The following is a 16,975-nucleotide window of genomic DNA, read 5'->3' as shown; positions in this document are numbered from 1 at the left end:
GCCGTGGCGAACCGGACTATCCTGATCGTCGAGGAAGAGCCTGACATATTCCAGCTGGTCCATGAGCAGCTAACCCAGCAAGGGTACGACGTACATCGCTCGCAGACGATGAAGGATGCTGCTCTGCACTACGAGGAGCTGGAGCCCGACTTGGTCATTCTCGGCATTGGGGCACACACTCAAGACGGCCTGAATACGCTAACGGAAATTCGGAGCTACTCCAACGTCCCGATTGTCTTACTCAGCAGCCGAGGCGAGCCCGCCGACATCATTCATGGGCTGGAGCTTGGTGCAGACGATTATATCGTGAAGCCGTTCGATCCCAAGGTGCTGTCCGCCCGCGTGCAAGCGAACCTGAGACGCTCTGCAATCTTCCGCCGCAATCGGAGATGGAAGACCTCCTTGACCGTCTCAGCTCCCCCGAAGGAGGAGGTCATGATATTCGACAGCCTGGAGATCGATCCGATTCGGTTCCAGGTCATGCTGGACGGACAAGCGCTCCCGCTCGTCACGAAGGAGATTCAGCTGCTCAGCTTCCTCGCCCGCAGTCCCGGCACCGTCTATACGCTGGAGGAGCTGTACGAGGCGGTATGGGGCATGGAGAGCAATGGCAACACCCGCACGGTCATCGTTCACCTCAGCAACCTACGGAAGAAGCTGGAGCCCCATCCTTCCCGGACTACTTATATTCATAATATTCGAGGCGTCGGCTATAAGTTCGAGCCGAAGCGTTCTACGTTCTGAAGGAAGTGTCGTCTATGAACCATGAGAAAATATTAATTGTCGAGGATACCGATGACATTCGTCAGCTGCTGAAGCTATATCTGGAAGCCCAGGGCTTCCAAGTCGTCGAGGCCGGCACCGGCGAGGAGGGACTCACCCACTTCAGGAAGGAGCAGCCGGACCTCGTACTGCTCGACATCGTGCTCCCCGATATGGACGGCTACACGTTGTGCCGCCACATTCGCAGCGACTCGAAGGTGCCGATCGTCTTCATCAGCTGCAATACGGCCTCGGGAGACATCGTACGGGGCCTTGAGCTCGGCGGCGACGATTATATCGAGAAGCCGTTCGACCCGGCCGTCGTCGTCGCACGAGTGCACGCCAATCTACGTCGCGCTCCACTCGCCCGTGTGCGTCCGCAGGATGCTCCCTCAGGTGATGCTCCTGCAGCGGAGACGATCCATATCGCCGGCTTCGAGATCGACCCGCAGCAGCTGCGCGTCCGTGACGAGGAGAGAGAGATCTGGCTGACGGTGAAGGAGATGCAGCTTCTGGTCCATCTGGCCACGCACCCCAATCAAGTGTTCCCTCCAGACCAGCTCTATAAGGAAGTATGGGGTAGCGACAGCGCGGGCGATACGCGCACGATCTTCGTCCATATTAGCAGTCTGCGCAAGAAAATCGAGACGAACGCCGCCAATCCGCAATATTTGCTTAACATTCGCGGGGCCGGGTACTTGTTCAAGGCTTGAGAGCTTGTAGATTGGGATTGGGCTTCAAGTGGACGAGGACTCGCACTATATTGTACAAGACGCCGATGAAGCATGAGCGCTTCGTCGGCGTCTTTGCATGAATCGAGCAGATCGCCATCAGTTATTGTCACCTCTTCGACGATTCAACGAACCTCCAAAAATTATGATGGAAAAGATCCGCAATATCTCGTTCGATTTCGCATTTGTCAATAACCCAGCCCGTCTTAAGGATATCATTGTACTTGTCAATCAATATCTCTGCAATCTGTCTTTTTGGATGATTCCATTTATATATGAGGTGTGTGATACATTGTGCATCTGAATGCATAGGCACAGTAGTAGGTCCGATCATTTCCAGATGCATACGTACAATCTCATTAATTAGAACAGGATTATTTAGAACATGACCTATGCACTTCGTGGTAAGGTCTGGTAGTTTATCGGATGATGCGCAACCCAAAGAACCATCCGATAATGCTCCGGCCAAAATAAATCAATAAGTCTTGCAAACTGCTGTACATGTGTGTCACAATCGATGTAGATTCGCTGTTGCCCTTTGTGGTGTGACATGCGGACCTGACAACGAGTGTGGAAGAGGCCACGAACCATTTCGCCGTGGGTGTAGCCTTCATCACTCGTTTTTTCTTTGTTTAATTCGTATAGAGCAACGGACAGCAACGTTTCGGCCGTAAACAATAATTCGAAGTGTGCATGGTGATGGGCTTCAGTTTCGGAATGACACTTCTCCAAGGCTAGCTCCTGCTTGGCCGTACGGAAAAACACCTCGATCCGCCAACGCTTCACGTAAGTACGCAAGGCTTCTTCAGGCGCATCGAAGCGGTTGCTGATGAGCAGGTAGGCACCCTTGTAAGTCGCGGGGGCTTCCTCCTCCGTCTCGAGCAACTCGGAATCGTCTTCCTTTAAGCGCATGGCGGCTACAGCGGCAATTTGTACATAGCGCTGCTTGTTGACTTGCTTGCCTCTGCGGTTCGTTACAGGATGCGGCTGCTTCATGTAGATGTCAGGAATCGCAAGTGAAACCAGTCCTGACGCACCCTCGGCAACCAGTTGCCCGTACACTTCCCGGATGAGCATGATCGGGGTCACAGGAACGTACCGCTCCCTACCCGTACAAGGCTCGATGACCTTACGAAATAATGCCGTGTTGCGTTTAGCCTTTGTTACCCAGTCAAATTGATGCTTTTCGAGAAAGGCGAAGAAGCCTTTACACAAGTACCAGCGATCCATCGCAACCCAAAGACGGCAGGTCGCCGATTCGCGTAGCATCAAGAGCATTTGCTTGGCCAAATCGATCTTTGACAAGCCTTCGTTCTTCTGCTCAGACTTGTGCCATACGCGGTAAAACAACGGATATTCAAGTCCGCTGTGAAGTACGGCCTGAAGAACGACCACATTCATCGCCCACACATAAGTCTTCTTAGACGAGTCATACAACCAGCTTAAAAAAGGAAGCTGCTTGGCATAAGGATGAGCTAGATGCGTATCGTCCAGATTGATCACATCCCCATCCTGCAGGCGAGTGACTTCATCCTGCTGAAGCCTTGCTACTCGCTTTTTGCCAAAGGTAGTCCATGCGAAGGGGCTCGAGAGAAACCGACTCATCGTATACTGAGCAAGCTTCCATGGCTGGAACATCACTTTAAGAAGCGCATCTTGCTCGGCCAGTCTCGCCATTTGAACGACAGACGAGCAGTTACTGACAAGGCCAATCACATACAGAAAGCAGATGAGCCAGGACGGAGTACCGCTTCTTTTCATCATGCCGGATTGTGTGAGCAGGAGGGAAAGGTCAAACCGCTCCCACAAGCTTTTCAGTATGGGTGCGCCTGCGCACTCTCCATGGTTTAATTGTTTGAATCTCGGTTTTTGTAACGCTGACATTGGAAAACCACCTGTTATCTAGAAGATATACCTCGTGAAAAGGTATCCTTCGCAATTATTAGGCCGTTTTTCAAAAGTCAAGTGTTTTTTTTGGATTGAGATGCTACCAGTTAATTACTTCAACTGCATAGGTCATGTTTAGAAACCACCAACATCCAAAAATTAATAAATTGTTAAATTTTCTAGCCAATACAGTTAATTCATGTTGATCTTCTCGTGAAAGCATTGAAACGATAAACCGATTATGAGGAAAATCTTTAAACAGTCTTTCCAACGATTGAATACCAGCTTTTCCTACAATAGACGATCCGTTTCGTAATGGATGATTAGGATCTGTTCTTGTGCCAATCATCAATGCAAATGGAATCCCCGTTTCTAAAGAAATAGGCAACACACAATCCCTCAACATTTGATTTACAGGCGAATCCTCCGGGTATTCATAAGTAGGCGGTAATGAAACCCCCATATATACTGGTTTTGTGAGATAAATCCAATCTCTCAAAAATCTCTTTACCTCATCAATAGAATGTTGATCCCATGAATCACTTACTGAATACCCCCAGTCTCTTAGCAGCTGAATACGATTTCCATAATATCTAATCAATTTATCTAATCGCAAAGATGCGTGATACGCTCTTTCAGGCTTTCTTCCTTCCAACCAAAATTGACGTTCATTATTATCAAAAGGATCATTAGTCATAATAATATGACTAACATTTGAGAGTTCTAGAACTTTCTGAAGGTGATTTAAAGGCGTTTGTCTAGACATATGATTTCGATAAGTATCCAAATCCCGCGACTTCATATCACATCCAAAGGCAGATAACACAGTTAATACGCCACGAGCACCCTCACTAATCGGAGATTGCTTAATGAATAATTTATTCCAAATCCTATCAGCTTGTTTTTCTAAAGAAAGGGCTCTGAATTCCTCTATGGATATTTCATTCCATCTCATATATTCATTTACCAAAAAATGATACGTTAAAACATGATCAATCCCATAACGATACAATGAACCAAAGCTTGGGGGATAAAGATGTGTATGCATATCCGTTATTTTTTGCTTATTTATCACATCATGGACAACTCTTATTAACGTATGAACGTCTACAATTTCCATAAACAAACCACCCTTCTTATTTAAATTATCCAGGCTTGTTGATTAACCAAGATATGCACATGAATCACCCTGGAAATAATACGGTCAAACGTTGTACTTGAATAAGCCGTCCACCAGCAATTGATTCAGGAGCAGCTAAAATTACAAATTTATACAATGTAGTCATTATAACATGACCTATGCAGTTGAAGTAATTAACTGGTAGTACTCAAAAACAAAAAAACACTTGACTTTTGAAAAACAACCTAATAATTGCGAAGGATACCTTTTCACAAGGTATATCTTCTAGATAACAGGTGGTCTTCCAATGTCAGCGTTACAAAACCGAGATTCAAACAATTAAACCGTGGAGAGTGCGCAAATGCTCTTGATGCTACGCGAATCTGCGACGTGCCGTCTTTGGGTTGCGATGGACCGCTGGTACTTGTGTAAAGGCTTCTTCACCTTTCTCGAAAAGCATCAATTTGACTGGGTAACGAAGACCTGCTCATCAGCAACCGCTTCGATGCACCTGAAGAAGCCTTGCGTACTTACGTGAAGTGTTGGCGGATCGAGGTGTTTTTCCGTACGGCCAAGCAGGAGCTCGCCTTGGAGAAGTGTCATTCCGAAACTGAAGCCCATCACCATGCACACTTCGAATTATTGTTTACAGCCGAAACGCTGCTGTCCGTTGCTCTATACGAATTAAACAAAGAAAAAACGAGTGGTGAAGGCTACACCCACGGCGAAATGGTTCGTGGCCTCTTCCACACTCGTTGTCAGGTCCGCATGTCACACCACAAAGGGCAACAGCCAATCTACATCGATTGTGACACACATGTACAGCAGTTTGCAAGACTTATTGACTTATTTGGGCCGGAGCATGATCGGATGGTTCTTTGGGTTGCGCACCATCCGATAAACTACCAGACTTTACCGCGAAGTACATAGGTCATGTCCATATATTAATGGTGGTAAGTTTGGACTAGTCAAGGTTTTTTTAATTGGCGTCAGTTGTGATACGCTCCCCCCACTCACCTCACGAAGCCCGAAACGCAAGCAGCGTCACATCGTCCCGCTGCTCCTCCTCGCCCATGTAGCGAACAAGCTCCCGCCACAGCGTGTCGCTCTGCTCTTGAAGCGACAGACCGCCGACACGCTCGAGCGTCTCCATGAACCGCTTCTTGCCGAAGGGAAGCCCCTTCTCGCCACCGTTCTGGTCGAAGAATCCATCGGTGGCCATATAGCAGACGGTGCCGGGCAACAGCTGCAGCTCCTCATCGCGGAACGGATAGTCCGCAGGCGTCCGGCGATACCCGATCGCTCTGCGCTCGCCGCGCAGCACTTGAATACCGTCCCCCTCGCGCACGTATAGCGAGCACTTGGCCCCTGCGTAGCGCAGCAGATGGCCATCCTCAGCGACAAAGCACAGTCCCAAGTCCAGTCCGTCATCAGTCATCCCTTGCGCGTCCGACTGATGCAGCAGCTGCTTCACGAGCACGTTCATCTGACTAAGCAGCTGCGCAGGCTGGCGGCCATCTCCCTGCTCGGATACACGATCGAGCAGAGATACGGCGAGCATCGTCATGAGCGCCCCAGGCACTCCGTGACCTGTGCAGTCGCCCACCGCAATGAGCGTGCCGCCCTCTACCTGCTTCGTCCAATGGAAGTCGCCGCCGACGCCGTCTCGTGGCTTGTAGATGAGCACGTGCTCCTTCACGGTACCGGGCAACTCCTTCGCCCCCTGCAGCAGCGACTCCTGAATACGCCTCGCATAGTCAATGCTGTCGGTCAGCTTCGCATTATGCTCGGCTAGCTCCCGGGTGCGCGCCTGCACCTTGCGTTCCAGCTGCTCGTTCAGCTGGAGCGCCCGCTCGAACGGATTCACCAATCGATGCGAGACGTAATAGAACAGGAACAGAATGAGCACGAACGAGATCAGAGCCACCCCAACCGTGTTCAGCTGAATCCGGTTCAGGAACGATACCGTCTCCTGCCGCTCAATCTGGAACAGCAATCGCAAGTTCGTTGAAGCTAGCGGATAGCTGATCAGATCCGTCAAGGCGCCCCCTGCAGCCTCAAGCTCGAACGTCTGCAGCGCTGGATTACCGGATGCAAGCAACACTCCCGTCAAGCTCGGCTCCAGCCAGTCCGTTACATTCTTGCCGTAATCGTCCGTCCGATCAGACAGCATGACGAATCCCTCTTCGTTGATGAGCCATAGCCTGCTCGTCTGTCCATACTTGAACTGGCGGAACTCCTCCGCGAGGTCCACGAGACTCATCCCAACGCCTACAACCGCCAGCGGACGAGCCTCATCCATCATGAGCGCATTCGTGAAGACGAACGTCTCCTGCCGCTCCTTGTTATAGTCCAGATTGACCTGCAGTGGCTCTCCAGAGCTGAGGAAGCGGTAGAACCATTGGTCAGCTGGCTCGTCCCGGCTCACCTTGCCGAGCAAGCCGCCGTTCTCCCCCCAATAGTTACCTGTGCCTGCACTGACGATGAACGAGCTGCTATAGCCGAGTTGCTGAACATATCCACTCAGCCGCTGCAGCGCCTTCCGCTGACGCTCATCCGATGGCTCACCCGCGAGCAGCCATTCCTTGACATCGGGATCAGCCGCCAGCACGAGCGACGTCTCCTTCGCCCGCTCGATACGACCATCGACCTTGGCCGCCATCCCTTGTGCGATGCTCGGAAGATCCTTCTCCTTCAGCTTGCGGACGACCCCATTCTCCGTGAACCCATTGACAATGGCGCCGATCAGCAGCATCGAGAACATAATGACGAGACTGGCAAAGCCAATCAGCCGCAGCGTCCCTTTATCATAGTGCTTCATCACGCGTTACGCCTCGTCCTGCAGCACGATGTCGAAGGGCAGCCGCAGGTCCTCCTTGAATTCCTCAGCACATTCCTGCTCGCTCTCGTTATCCGGGCTGCAGTACCAGATCAGCCGCACCTGCTTACCGGCTACATACGCCTCATCGAACTTCTCCAGCAGCATCATGAAGCACTTCGTACTGCTCGTATTCATATATGACAGCCGCAGCTCCAGCTTCACTTCCTCTTCCGACCCCAGCTCCGCCAAGTACGAATCGACCCACAGCAGTAACGGCTCGTAGAACTTGAACGCATTCTCCGGGTACGACTCTCCGCTAATTCGCAGTGAATGAGCCTCCGCATCGAAGCTTACGAGCGGCGTACTCTTCGTCGCCTCTATATATAATCCTGCTCGTACATCCATCATCACACCACCGCCTTCAACGTGAAAAACGTCAGACCGCCCTCAATCGGCGTGAACGAGTACTCCAGTGGCTGCTTCGCCTTCCTCGCCATGTCGATCAGTCCGATGCCTGCCCCAAGCGAGCCCGGCTCGACTGCCTCGCGCAGCCTCGCCTTGTAGAGCTGCTTCAGCCCATCCTTATCAAGCTTCAGCAGCTCATCGAGCGTATGCTTCAGCGGCTCGACGTCTGCAGTCTCCATCAGGTTACCTGAGTAAATATAATGTCCCAGGCTGTCCTCCCCAATCGTCACAATACTCGACCTTGCCAGCTGCTCAGCCCACGGGCTATGCTCCCGGCCGCTGCAGTAATTGTTAATGTTCTGCGTCTGTTCAATGAAGATCGAGAAGATGCTGCGGACCTCATTCGTCGGCCGCTCTGCATTCTCCAGATACTTCCTCACTGCTGCGCCATACTCTTCAATTAAGCCCTGCGTCAACTTACCAGTGAAGCTGATCAGAATGCGGTTTTCTTGCAAAAACCGCTGAACCTCATACAGCGGACTGTTCATCGGTATCCCCCCTGCATCATGGAGCCTGCTTGTCCATCGGCACGCGCCACCCGTTCCGCGGGGAGTAATATGAAGAAGGACGTCCCCTCGCCAGGCTTGCTTGTCACGCCGATCTCGCCTCCATGCTTCTGAATAATTTCCTTCGTTATCGCGAGTCCCAAGCCGTTGCCCTGAATACCTTGAGCCTTGGCACGCTTGCTTCGATAGAACCGCTCGAACACAAGTCCCGCTTCCTCTTCCTCCATGCCGATGCCGGTATCCGATATTTTGACGAACCAGTGACCGAGCAGCGCCCCTTCATACTTCGGCTGAAATTCACTGACGACGCTGATGCGTCCACCCTCCCTCGTATACTTAACCGCATTCTGCAGCACATTATCGAACGCTTGCTCCAGACGAATCGGATCGCACCAGACAATCATGGCATAGTCGCCGTGCGTCATGACGGAGGTTAAGCTGCATGGCTCCAGCTCGAACGCGATGCCGGACCGCTCGCAATCCGGAACATATTTCGCACACATCTGGTTCAAAAAATGCGCCGCCTCCACACGCTCGTGCTCGAAATGCGTCTGATTGGCTTGATACGTAGACAGCAGGAACAAGTCCTTAATCAGATGATTCACCTTCAGCACGTTGTCATATATGAGCTGAAGATACTTCTCCTCTGGACCGATGACGCCGTCCAGCATCGCCTTCACATAGCCCTGCACCGCGACCATCGGCGTGCCGAGCTCATGCGAAATATCGGCGATCAGCTGCTTGCGCAGCTGCTCCAGCCGCTTCAGATTATCGTTCGCCGTCTGGATGACGAGCTCCTGCTCCTTCAGCGTGTTGCCCTGTATGTCACTAATTCGGGACAGCTTGATCGTCGTCTTCAGCAGCTTCTCATACTGCTCGGCCAGCTGCTGATGCTGCATATACAGCTCGTCCACCGCCAAGGTCCGGTCGTCGACTGTTCGCTTCGCGTCCTCGGCGAGCTGCAGTTCCTTGGCGAACAGCTTTCTGTAGCCTATGTTCCGGTCCTTCTGAGACAATTGACCCACCCCGAATCTTGCATTTTGGCGTTCGTGCTATGATTATACCGAATTTCGAGCAGGAAACGGGGACCGAGACGCTCAAATTTTTGTTCAACTTGTTAAAGTTTTGTTGACTTTATTAACCGTAGTTATGCACTTCCGATTGCTTGAGATAAAGGTAAAAGAATAAAGTTTTCGTAATTTTTTGTATTTCTGTGTAGTTTTTTGGTCCTAGTTCTCCTATAATATATTTTGGAATTATTGCTGGTATGTATTGCTAGATTGTGAGATAGACGGAAGCTGGAGGCGAGCTCATCCGACGTTCAAGCACTGGCTGCCGCACGACCAGCCGGGCACAGGGAACTCCTTCAGAGATCCCTACATCCCGCAGCTCCTTGAAAATTACATATATAAATGGAGGTTATACGGTGGAAACCACCAAGCTTAAGATACGCAATAAGAACCGCGACTTCTCCGCAGTCTGGAGCAGCGCCATCAAGCGCTGTCAGTCGGATGTTGCGAAGGTGCTGAGCGGGACGATGCTGTTCACCAGTCTGCTGTCAGGCTTGCCGGTCATGGCCGGGTCAAGCTACGCTGCTGCAAGCACTACGACTGAGACTTCGACAGCTATTACTCTGTCTGATATAGCGGACTCTTACGCCAAGTCAGAGATTGAAGCGCTCGTGAAGGAGCGTGTATTGACCGGCTACGAGAACGGAGCTTTCGCACCGCGCCAGTCGATGACACGCGCAGAGATGGCCAAGGTGCTCACTCTTTCTACAGGTCTAGCGGAAAATCGCGAGGCAGCCGCGCCGTTCAAGGACGTAGCGCCAGACAGCTGGTATGCCGGCTTCGTCGGTGCGCTCGTGCAGGCAGGCATCACAAGCGGCACATCGGCTGAATCGTTCTCACCGAACGATTCCGTCACCCGCGAGCAGCTCGTCGTCTTCTTCGTCCGAGCGTTAGCGCTGGAGAGTGCGGCGCAGAAGGCGAAGGCGGAGCTGCCGTTCGCAGACCGCGAGCAGATCTCGACCTGGGCGCAGCCACATGTTGCGCTAGGCTACAAGATCGGCTTCATCGGCGGTATGAACGGCGAGGACGGCTCGTTGCTGTTCGCGCCGCAGCAGAAGGCGGAACGGCAGGCGCTTGCTCGACTTGCCTATACATTCAAGACTCAGCAAGCCGAGCTGAAGGAGAAGGGCATGAAGCTCGACCCTGAGGCAAGCAAGGACGCGAAGCAGGAGAAAAAGGATACTCCTGCTTCTCCAGCAGTCGGCGGTGGCGGTGGCTTTGGCGGCCCTGGCGGCGGCAGTAGTACAGCTGCGCTAGCGGTTCAATCCGTGCAAGCGGTGGATAACCTACACGTTCAGGTGAAGCTGAACCGCGCCGCAACCGAGCAGGAGATCGCGAAGGGCGACTTCGCTTTTACCCCTGCCTTGACCGTGGATGAGGCTGTGCTCAACGCGAGCGATAAGACCCTTGTTCGGTTGAAGACGTCCTCTCAGACGAAGGGTCAGTCGTATGCGCTGAGCTACAAGGGCGCCGCTACGTCCCTTTCGTTCACAGGCGTCCATACGATCGTAACGAGTCTCTCCAGCGGCGACTATTACGGCGTATTGGAGATTAACCAGGGCAGCCAGACCCCTGTCGGCCCGGTCGAAGGAACACCAGCAGCGGTCATTCACGGCAAGCTGGTATTGAATCCGGGCTCCACGGGTGAGGTGAAGCTGCAGAACGTGCAGGCTGATGAGATCGAGGTGCTCTCCGGCGCCTCGAACTCGATCTACTTCGCAGACACCAAGGTGAAGAACAAGCTTCGCGTGAATGCAGCGAACCAGACGAATCCCGTACGGATCGTCGTTGAGGGCAATACCGATATTGCCGATACGACCGTCAATTCCGGTGCGGCTCTGGAATCGAACGGCGGTACGTTCGGACCGATTAAGCTGCAGCCGCAGAAGGACAATGTAGAGATTGTGCTCCGCGGTGAGATGAATAGTACAGTGACGGCCGACACCAACAGTGCAGGTACGAGCATTAAGCTTGAGCCGCCGAAGAATGGCGGCAAGACGTCCATACCTTCCTTTGAAGTGAAAGGCGGCAACATCTCCCTTAACTCGTCTGAAGGCGTGAAGCTGCTGAGCTTCGTCGTCTCGTCCAAGAGTGCTGTGGTCTCGTTACTCGGCTCCGGCACCATCGAAGAGATGAAGGTGGCTAAGGAAGCAGCGGATGTTAAGCTGAATATTGGTGACGGTGCCAAGATCGGCAATCTGAAGCTAGAAGCTGACGTAACGCTTGATGGCTCCGCAGACACCATCGCTGCGATCCCGACCGAGGTTGATAAGAATGCTAAGGTCAACGCGAGCAACAATGTGAAGGATAAGCTGCGGCAGGAGCTGTTAGGTGCGATCGACGCCCTCCCTGTTCATACTCAGCTGGCGGTATATTCAGATGATGCCGATCACCAGATCTGGAAGGCTCGTCTGAAGCTGGATCTGTACGAAGCGCTTAAGGATGTTGGGCAGATCGAGTCTTCGTACAAGCAGAAGCTGCAGCAGCTGGAGCAAGCGATTCGCAAGCTGGGGCTGGCGGCGGCCAGCGATAAGCTGAAGATCGGGTACGCTGCAGGTAACTCCGCACAGATGGTCAACCAAAGCATCACACTGCCGGCCAAAGGCATTGCGAACACGACCATCAGCTGGACGTCCAGTCATCCGAGCATTGTCGCTCCGAATGGCCAGGTGACGCTTCCTGCACCGGGCTCTGCGGATGTCATCGTGCAGCTGACGGCAACGATACAGAAGCATGATGTGTCGACTACTCGCAGCTTTGACATTCGTGTTGTTCCGACGCCAGTAGGCGCCGTAGATTGGATTGACAGTGTCGGACTCTTGCAAGAGGAGCGCTACTCCACGAGTCATGTTACATTGTCAGGAGTGCAGATCTCCTTCCGTGGTTCAAGTAAGGTCACGCCTATGTCCGTCCCGAATGAGCCTGTCCAGTTCTTACGCGAGGACCAAGCCTATTACGTCCAGCTTGTTCGTCAAGCGGATGGGGGCATCATTCGAATGACAAGATTGAAGACCTATTCGGATAACAAATACGAGGTGGTCGGGCACAAGGAGCTGGCCAAGCTCGGAGCGGACTATGAGCTGCAAGTCATTCGACTAGCGGATCAGTCCATCATAAGTCAACACGCGTTCACTGTAGGTCTTAAGCCAAAACGAGTGGACGCTATGGATCTGGACACGGAGCCTGGTATCGATGGACGCGACTTTACCGTTGCATGGAAGCCGTCGGTATGGACGGAGGCGAGCAAGCAGGAGATCTATATCTTACCTTACGGGGTAAAAGTAGATCCTTCACAGCATCATCCTGTAGCCGTCTTCACCGACAACACAACAGGGAAGTGGCAAGGCTCAGCCGATACGAAGGATAGCACGGGGAAGGGTCTGAAGTACGAGCCCTACCAGATCACGGTAACGGCTGTGTCAGAAAGCGGTCAACGCCACATGCAAGGTGTGTTCTTCCATCCTGACTTGCAGCAAGCGATGGAACCGACGGTAACCGGAGTTGTCTATACGGACGGCGGCATACTGTACGGTCTTGTGCCTTCTTCTTATTTATGGAATGGAGGTAGCGGTGGCGGCTACAGTGGTGGAGCGATCCCTCCTGTTCAGTCCGACGCATCTGAAGGCTACGGAGATTATCCTTACCGCTCCATCGTCTTGAAGAACAAGGAAGGCTTAACAGTAGGCGAAGGCGAGGTTGAATACGACGGGAGGTACAGAGCGTCCACGTATGCACACGAAACATTCTCAGCAGATGATACCCTGTACGTGTACTACAAGCCAAATAGTAGCTTCAACTATAGCCAGCCTGTAGCTGTTAAGGTTCGTCCCATTACAGAGGAGCGGGTAACGGCCTCCACGGTTGTGTTCGAGGTATTCGACTCGGAGTATGTTGTCACGGGCCTGTCCGAGCCTCACGCTCGTGTGGAGGTGACGACTCTGAGCGGACATCTGCTCGGGTATGCCGATGCTAGGTACGATCGCTACTTCGAAGTATGGCTCGGAGATCTGCCGGAGCAGGTCATCGTAGCTGCGGACGCTTATGGGAAGTCGCCCGCAGCACCGAAGACCGTGACCGTTCTACCAAGCCCTCGCACAGCAACGCCAACGGTCACAAGCCTGGTCTATGAAGCATCCACCCGAGTTTGGGTAACGACGGAGCCAGGAAACAGTATTGAAATTACGGACAATCGTGGAAGATTTCTCGCATATAGCTACATCTATTCGAGCGGTCCCGCACCCGTTGAATTGATCCCTGGCATTCAACTTGTTGCAGGAGATCAATTGTTCGTGACAGCAAGGCGCCAAAACCACAAGTGGAGCGTACCTGCCGTCGTCACCGTTCTCAGTTCACCTGCAAGCGCAGCTCCAACGGTAACTGGCCTTGTCTATGCAGATGGCGGGGTATTGACTGTGACAACTGCACCGTATGCCCATGTCATGCTACAAGACCATAGCGGTACGAACCTGCACACCACGCAGGCCAATGGAGTTGGCCTAACTTCTGTGACCGTCACCAGTGATATGGTGGACCGTCTCTCGATGCTTACCGAGCTGTATGTGTTGGCCAGAACCCCTGACCACGGCGACTCGGAGCGTGTGAAGGTAACCATACAACCCATAGCAGGCGCAACGAAGACACCGACAGTTACGAGCAACGTATACGAGCTCACACCGCAGCTGACAGGACTGGCTGAACCGTGGTCCAAGATCACTGTAACCCGGGTCAAGACGGGCAGCATGGCCTCAGCTACAGCCAACCTGCAAGGGTCGTTCTCCTTACATCCAGAGTGGCTTGACCTGTCCGCAGGCGAAGCACTGAAGGTGACCGCCGATACATTCGGGCGCACGGAGAGCTCGCCTGTGATGCTCACGGTGCTTGCATCTCCGAAGACTTCAACACCAACCGTATATGGAGCGGTATACGAGGAATCGAAGGATCTATGGGGCTATACGGAGCCGTACTCACAGATTCTTCTTCAGAGAGAAGATGGAACGCTGCTGCATAGCGTGCAGACTTATTCCAACGGTTATTTTAGCATCCATCAATACAACAACTCGCTATCGCTCACTGCGGGGGAGAAGCTTAGCTTAACAGCCCGAGCCTCTTCCAAGGTCAAGAGCGACCCGGTGACGATCATGGTCAAGGCGTCTCCATTAACCCAGACGCCGCAGGTGGTAACGGGAAGTGTGTACACCGACGGCGGAGCGCTACGCGTCCAGTATGAATCCAGCGCAACACTGGAGCTGACTCGCAGTAACGGGACCCTGGTTCCATTCTCGCTAGAGTACAATTATTATCCGACCTACGACTATAGCTTAACGGTGAATCTTACACATGCTTCTCAGCTGATGGAAGGTGCGGTCTTGAAGCTTACGGCCAAGGCATGGGGGTACAAGAAGAGCACCCCAGTGACGTTAACCGTATACAAGGTTCAAGGCATAACAGCTGTTCCGACGGTTACGAGTACGGTCTATGAGCTGAACGGAGTGCTGAGCGGAAGAACAGAGCCCGGTGCAACCGTCCGCCTAATGGCAGCACCTCAATATAGTCAGACGGTGTATGCCTCGGCGTACGACGGCCAGTTCTCCTTCAATCTATACGATGAGTTCAAGGCCGGAGATATTCTGACTCTGACTGCCGACGCCTTCGGCAAAACGGAAAGTGCACCGACTCCAGTGACCGTTAAAGCGGCTCCGCTAACTGCTACACCTACTGTAATCGGTGCTGTCTATACGGATGGCGGACTGCTCGCGGTGAAGTTGGAGCCGAATGCTTCAGTAGATGTAAAACGAAGCAATGGCGACAGTGTGTCTTACTCATTGGATTACTCTTACGGCACATTGCATACTCATGTATTGAAGATCTATTCAGACTCTACATTCATTGAGGGCGACACCCTTGTTGTCACAGCCAGAGTGACAGGCAAGCATAACAGCTTACCTGTCACGTTAACGATCATGAAGGTACAAGGTACGACTGCCACACCAACCGTAACAGGCACGGTTTATGAGCATGGCGGCGGCTACCTGTCTGGGTACGCGGAACCAGGTGCCAGCGTTCGACTCCATCGTGCAGATGGATCAAACAGCACAACGGTTGCATCTTCCACTAATGGTTTTTACTACTTCTATGTGTATGGCACGAACACCGCAGGCCAAGTATGGACCATAACCGCGGATGTGATTGGCAAGCTTGAGAGCGCACCTGTCAGCGTAACGATTATGGCGTCACCCCGAGCAACTGCTCCAACTGTGACCGGCTGGATATATACGGATGGTGGACAGCTTACTGGCATTGCAATACCTAATGCAACGATCTATCTGAAGCGAGCAGATAACGATAACGTTCGCACGACCTACACCAATATGTACGGGCAATACAGCTTGACCGTATGGAAGTCTGATCTGTACGGGATGAAGGCAGGAGACAAGCTCTACATGACGGTCTCCTCCTCCGTGTATAAAGAAAGTCTACCTGTCGAGATTACCATTCTGCCAATAACAGAGTTGACTGCTACACCGACCGTGTACAGGTCAGTGTACGATCAAGTGTATGGCAAATCACAGCCGAGTGCCCTACTGACGCTCAAGCGCTTGGACGGCACGCAGCTCGCTTCAGCCTCAGCGAGCAACTATGACGGCTCGTTCTACTTGTACTTAAGTAATCCTGCTCTCCTCGGAGAGCAGGTCATCTTACAGGCACAAGCTCTTGGCAAGCTTGCTAGTGAGCCACTTACGCTCACGCTGCAAGCATGGCCAGTGACTCCTGCGCCTACAGTAACCGAAGTTGTATATGACCAGTGGGGCAGGTACATGATTAGTGGAACAGCAGAAGCTGGGACCACTATAACTGCTGTCCGCACGAACGGCTTAAAGATCGGTCAAGCTTTCGTTCCCAGCACAGGCATGAATGGGACGAGTAGGTTCGAGCTCTATGTGCCGTACAAAGATGCAGTGGAAGGAGAGACCCTTCTCCTTACTGCAAAGTCCGATCTGAAAACCGTAAGCGCAGTGGTTGAAGTGAAGTTGCCTTACTTGCAGAAGTCGGCTGCTCCTACCATAACCACTGTCGTCTATAACAACGAGCACTCTTGGTTTGAAGGATACGCCGAGCCGTGGTCACACGTGATCATGTGGAATGCAGCAGGAGAACAGATCGATGAACGTATCGCAGACGTTGAATACGACGGCTACTTCATCTTCCCATTGCCTCTCCACACATCTGAGAATAACATGATCTATATCACTGCTCGCAGCTCGAACCAATCAATCAGTGACGCTGTCTATGTACAACTCCCGACCACATACATAGTGGCACCTACCATCACAAGCGTGGTGTACGAGAATGGTTACTGGAAATTGTCTGGAATTGGCGATACATACGCGGATATCACGTTGTTCACCACAAGAGGTAACTACGATACCCGCGCTGATTCAGAAGGACAGTTCGCCTTTACCTGGGTGGCTGATTCATCCGATTCGAATACACTGATCACAGTAAAGGCTAGGGTAGCTGACGCAGCTTACAGCTCGCACGACGCTGTCGTTCTTCCTGCAATAACAAGCAATAACATGCTGGTCTACAGCTTACCTTCCGCCTCCTAACAACAA

Annotated in this window: 10 protein-coding genes; 4 read left to right on the top strand and 6 right to left on the bottom strand. The window is 52.4% G+C overall.

The window, feature by feature from the left end:
* The first annotated feature begins 3 nt into the window (after positions 1 to 3).
* Together PAE68_RS02575 and PAE68_RS02570 are read left to right on the top strand one after the other, a co-directional pair.
* Positions 4 to 744, top strand: coding sequence for a response regulator transcription factor (locus tag PAE68_RS02575; protein ID WP_281883769.1), 741 nt, complete (start codon positions 4 to 6; stop codon positions 742 to 744).
* A 14-nt stretch (positions 745 to 758) separates the two neighbouring features.
* Positions 759 to 1,475: a response regulator transcription factor gene (locus tag PAE68_RS02570; protein WP_281883768.1), complete on the top strand. Its 717-nt coding sequence runs from the start codon at positions 759 to 761 to the stop codon at positions 1,473 to 1,475.
* 408 nt (positions 1,476 to 1,883) lie between these two features.
* Here PAE68_RS02570 and PAE68_RS02565 read toward each other — a convergent pair whose 3' ends face one another.
* Positions 1,884 to 3,377 carry a transposase gene (locus PAE68_RS02565; protein WP_281883767.1) on the bottom strand — a complete coding sequence of 498 codons (1,494 nt, stop codon included), beginning with the start codon at positions 3,375 to 3,377 and terminating at the stop codon, positions 1,884 to 1,886.
* 103 nt (positions 3,378 to 3,480) lie between these two features.
* Positions 3,481 to 4,500, bottom strand: a complete 1,020-nt coding sequence (locus PAE68_RS02560; protein ID WP_281883766.1) for a glucuronate isomerase — start codon at positions 4,498 to 4,500, stop codon at positions 3,481 to 3,483.
* Between the two features lie 534 nt (positions 4,501 to 5,034).
* Between PAE68_RS02560 and PAE68_RS02555 the strand changes: the two genes are divergently transcribed.
* Entirely contained in the window at positions 5,035 to 5,430 is a 396-nt protein-coding gene (locus tag PAE68_RS02555; protein WP_281883765.1) for a hypothetical protein, read from the top strand.
* 88 nt (positions 5,431 to 5,518) lie between these two features.
* On the opposite strand, the gene PAE68_RS02550 is transcribed toward PAE68_RS02555, so the two are convergent.
* Genes PAE68_RS02550 through PAE68_RS02535 form a run of 4 tightly spaced genes read right to left on the bottom strand, consistent with a single transcriptional unit; the run spans position 5,519 to position 9,308 of the window.
* Positions 5,519 to 7,321 (bottom strand): SpoIIE family protein phosphatase, encoded by a 1,803-nt coding sequence (locus tag PAE68_RS02550; protein WP_281890875.1) that lies wholly within the window; start codon positions 7,319 to 7,321, stop codon positions 5,519 to 5,521.
* 6 nt (positions 7,322 to 7,327) lie between these two features.
* Positions 7,328 to 7,729: a DUF1987 domain-containing protein gene (locus tag PAE68_RS02545; RefSeq protein ID WP_281883764.1), complete on the bottom strand. Its 402-nt coding sequence runs from the start codon at positions 7,727 to 7,729 to the stop codon at positions 7,328 to 7,330.
* Positions 7,729 to 8,274 carry a SiaB family protein kinase gene (locus PAE68_RS02540; protein ID WP_281883763.1) on the bottom strand — a complete coding sequence of 182 codons (546 nt, stop codon included), beginning with the start codon at positions 8,272 to 8,274 and terminating at the stop codon, positions 7,729 to 7,731. Before PAE68_RS02540 ends, PAE68_RS02545 begins: the two co-directional genes overlap by 1 nt.
* Positions 8,271 to 9,308: a sensor histidine kinase gene (locus PAE68_RS02535; RefSeq protein ID WP_281883762.1), complete on the bottom strand. Its 1,038-nt coding sequence runs from the start codon at positions 9,306 to 9,308 to the stop codon at positions 8,271 to 8,273. The genes PAE68_RS02540 and PAE68_RS02535 overlap by 4 nt, the downstream gene beginning before the upstream one ends.
* Before the next feature lie 410 nt (positions 9,309 to 9,718).
* Here PAE68_RS02535 and PAE68_RS02530 point away from each other — a divergent pair, with 410 nt between their 5' ends.
* A complete protein-coding gene (locus PAE68_RS02530) occupies positions 9,719 to 16,969 on the top strand; it encodes an immunoglobulin-like domain-containing protein (RefSeq protein ID WP_281883761.1) in 7,251 nt (2,416 codons plus the stop codon).
* Positions 16,970 to 16,975 lie beyond the last annotated feature (6 nt).

This window comes from Paenibacillus sp. YYML68 (assembly GCF_027923405.1).
Classification (GTDB): Bacteria; Bacillota; Bacilli; order Paenibacillales; family NBRC-103111; genus Paenibacillus_G.
The sequence above is the reverse complement of the archived record's forward strand: the minus strand, read 5'-3'. Positions and strand labels throughout refer to the sequence as shown.

What these genes read in the sequence shown, in the direction of transcription:
- PAE68_RS02570 (WP_281883768.1), top strand. Translation starts at nt 759, where the DNA reads ATGAACCATGAGAAAATATTAATTGTCGAGGATACCGATGACATTCGT.
- PAE68_RS02565 (WP_281883767.1), bottom strand. Translation starts at nt 3,377, where the DNA reads ATGTCAGCGTTACAAAAACCGAGATTCAAACAATTAAACCATGGAGAG.
- PAE68_RS02560 (WP_281883766.1), bottom strand. Translation starts at nt 4,500, where the DNA reads ATGGAAATTGTAGACGTTCATACGTTAATAAGAGTTGTCCATGATGTG.
- PAE68_RS02550 (WP_281890875.1), bottom strand. Translation starts at nt 7,321, where the DNA reads ATGAAGCACTATGATAAAGGGACGCTGCGGCTGATTGGCTTTGCCAGT.
- PAE68_RS02545 (WP_281883764.1), bottom strand. Translation starts at nt 7,729, where the DNA reads ATGATGGATGTACGAGCAGGATTATATATAGAGGCGACGAAGAGTACG.
- PAE68_RS02540 (WP_281883763.1), bottom strand. Translation starts at nt 8,274, where the DNA reads ATGAACAGTCCGCTGTATGAGGTTCAGCGGTTTTTGCAAGAAAACCGC.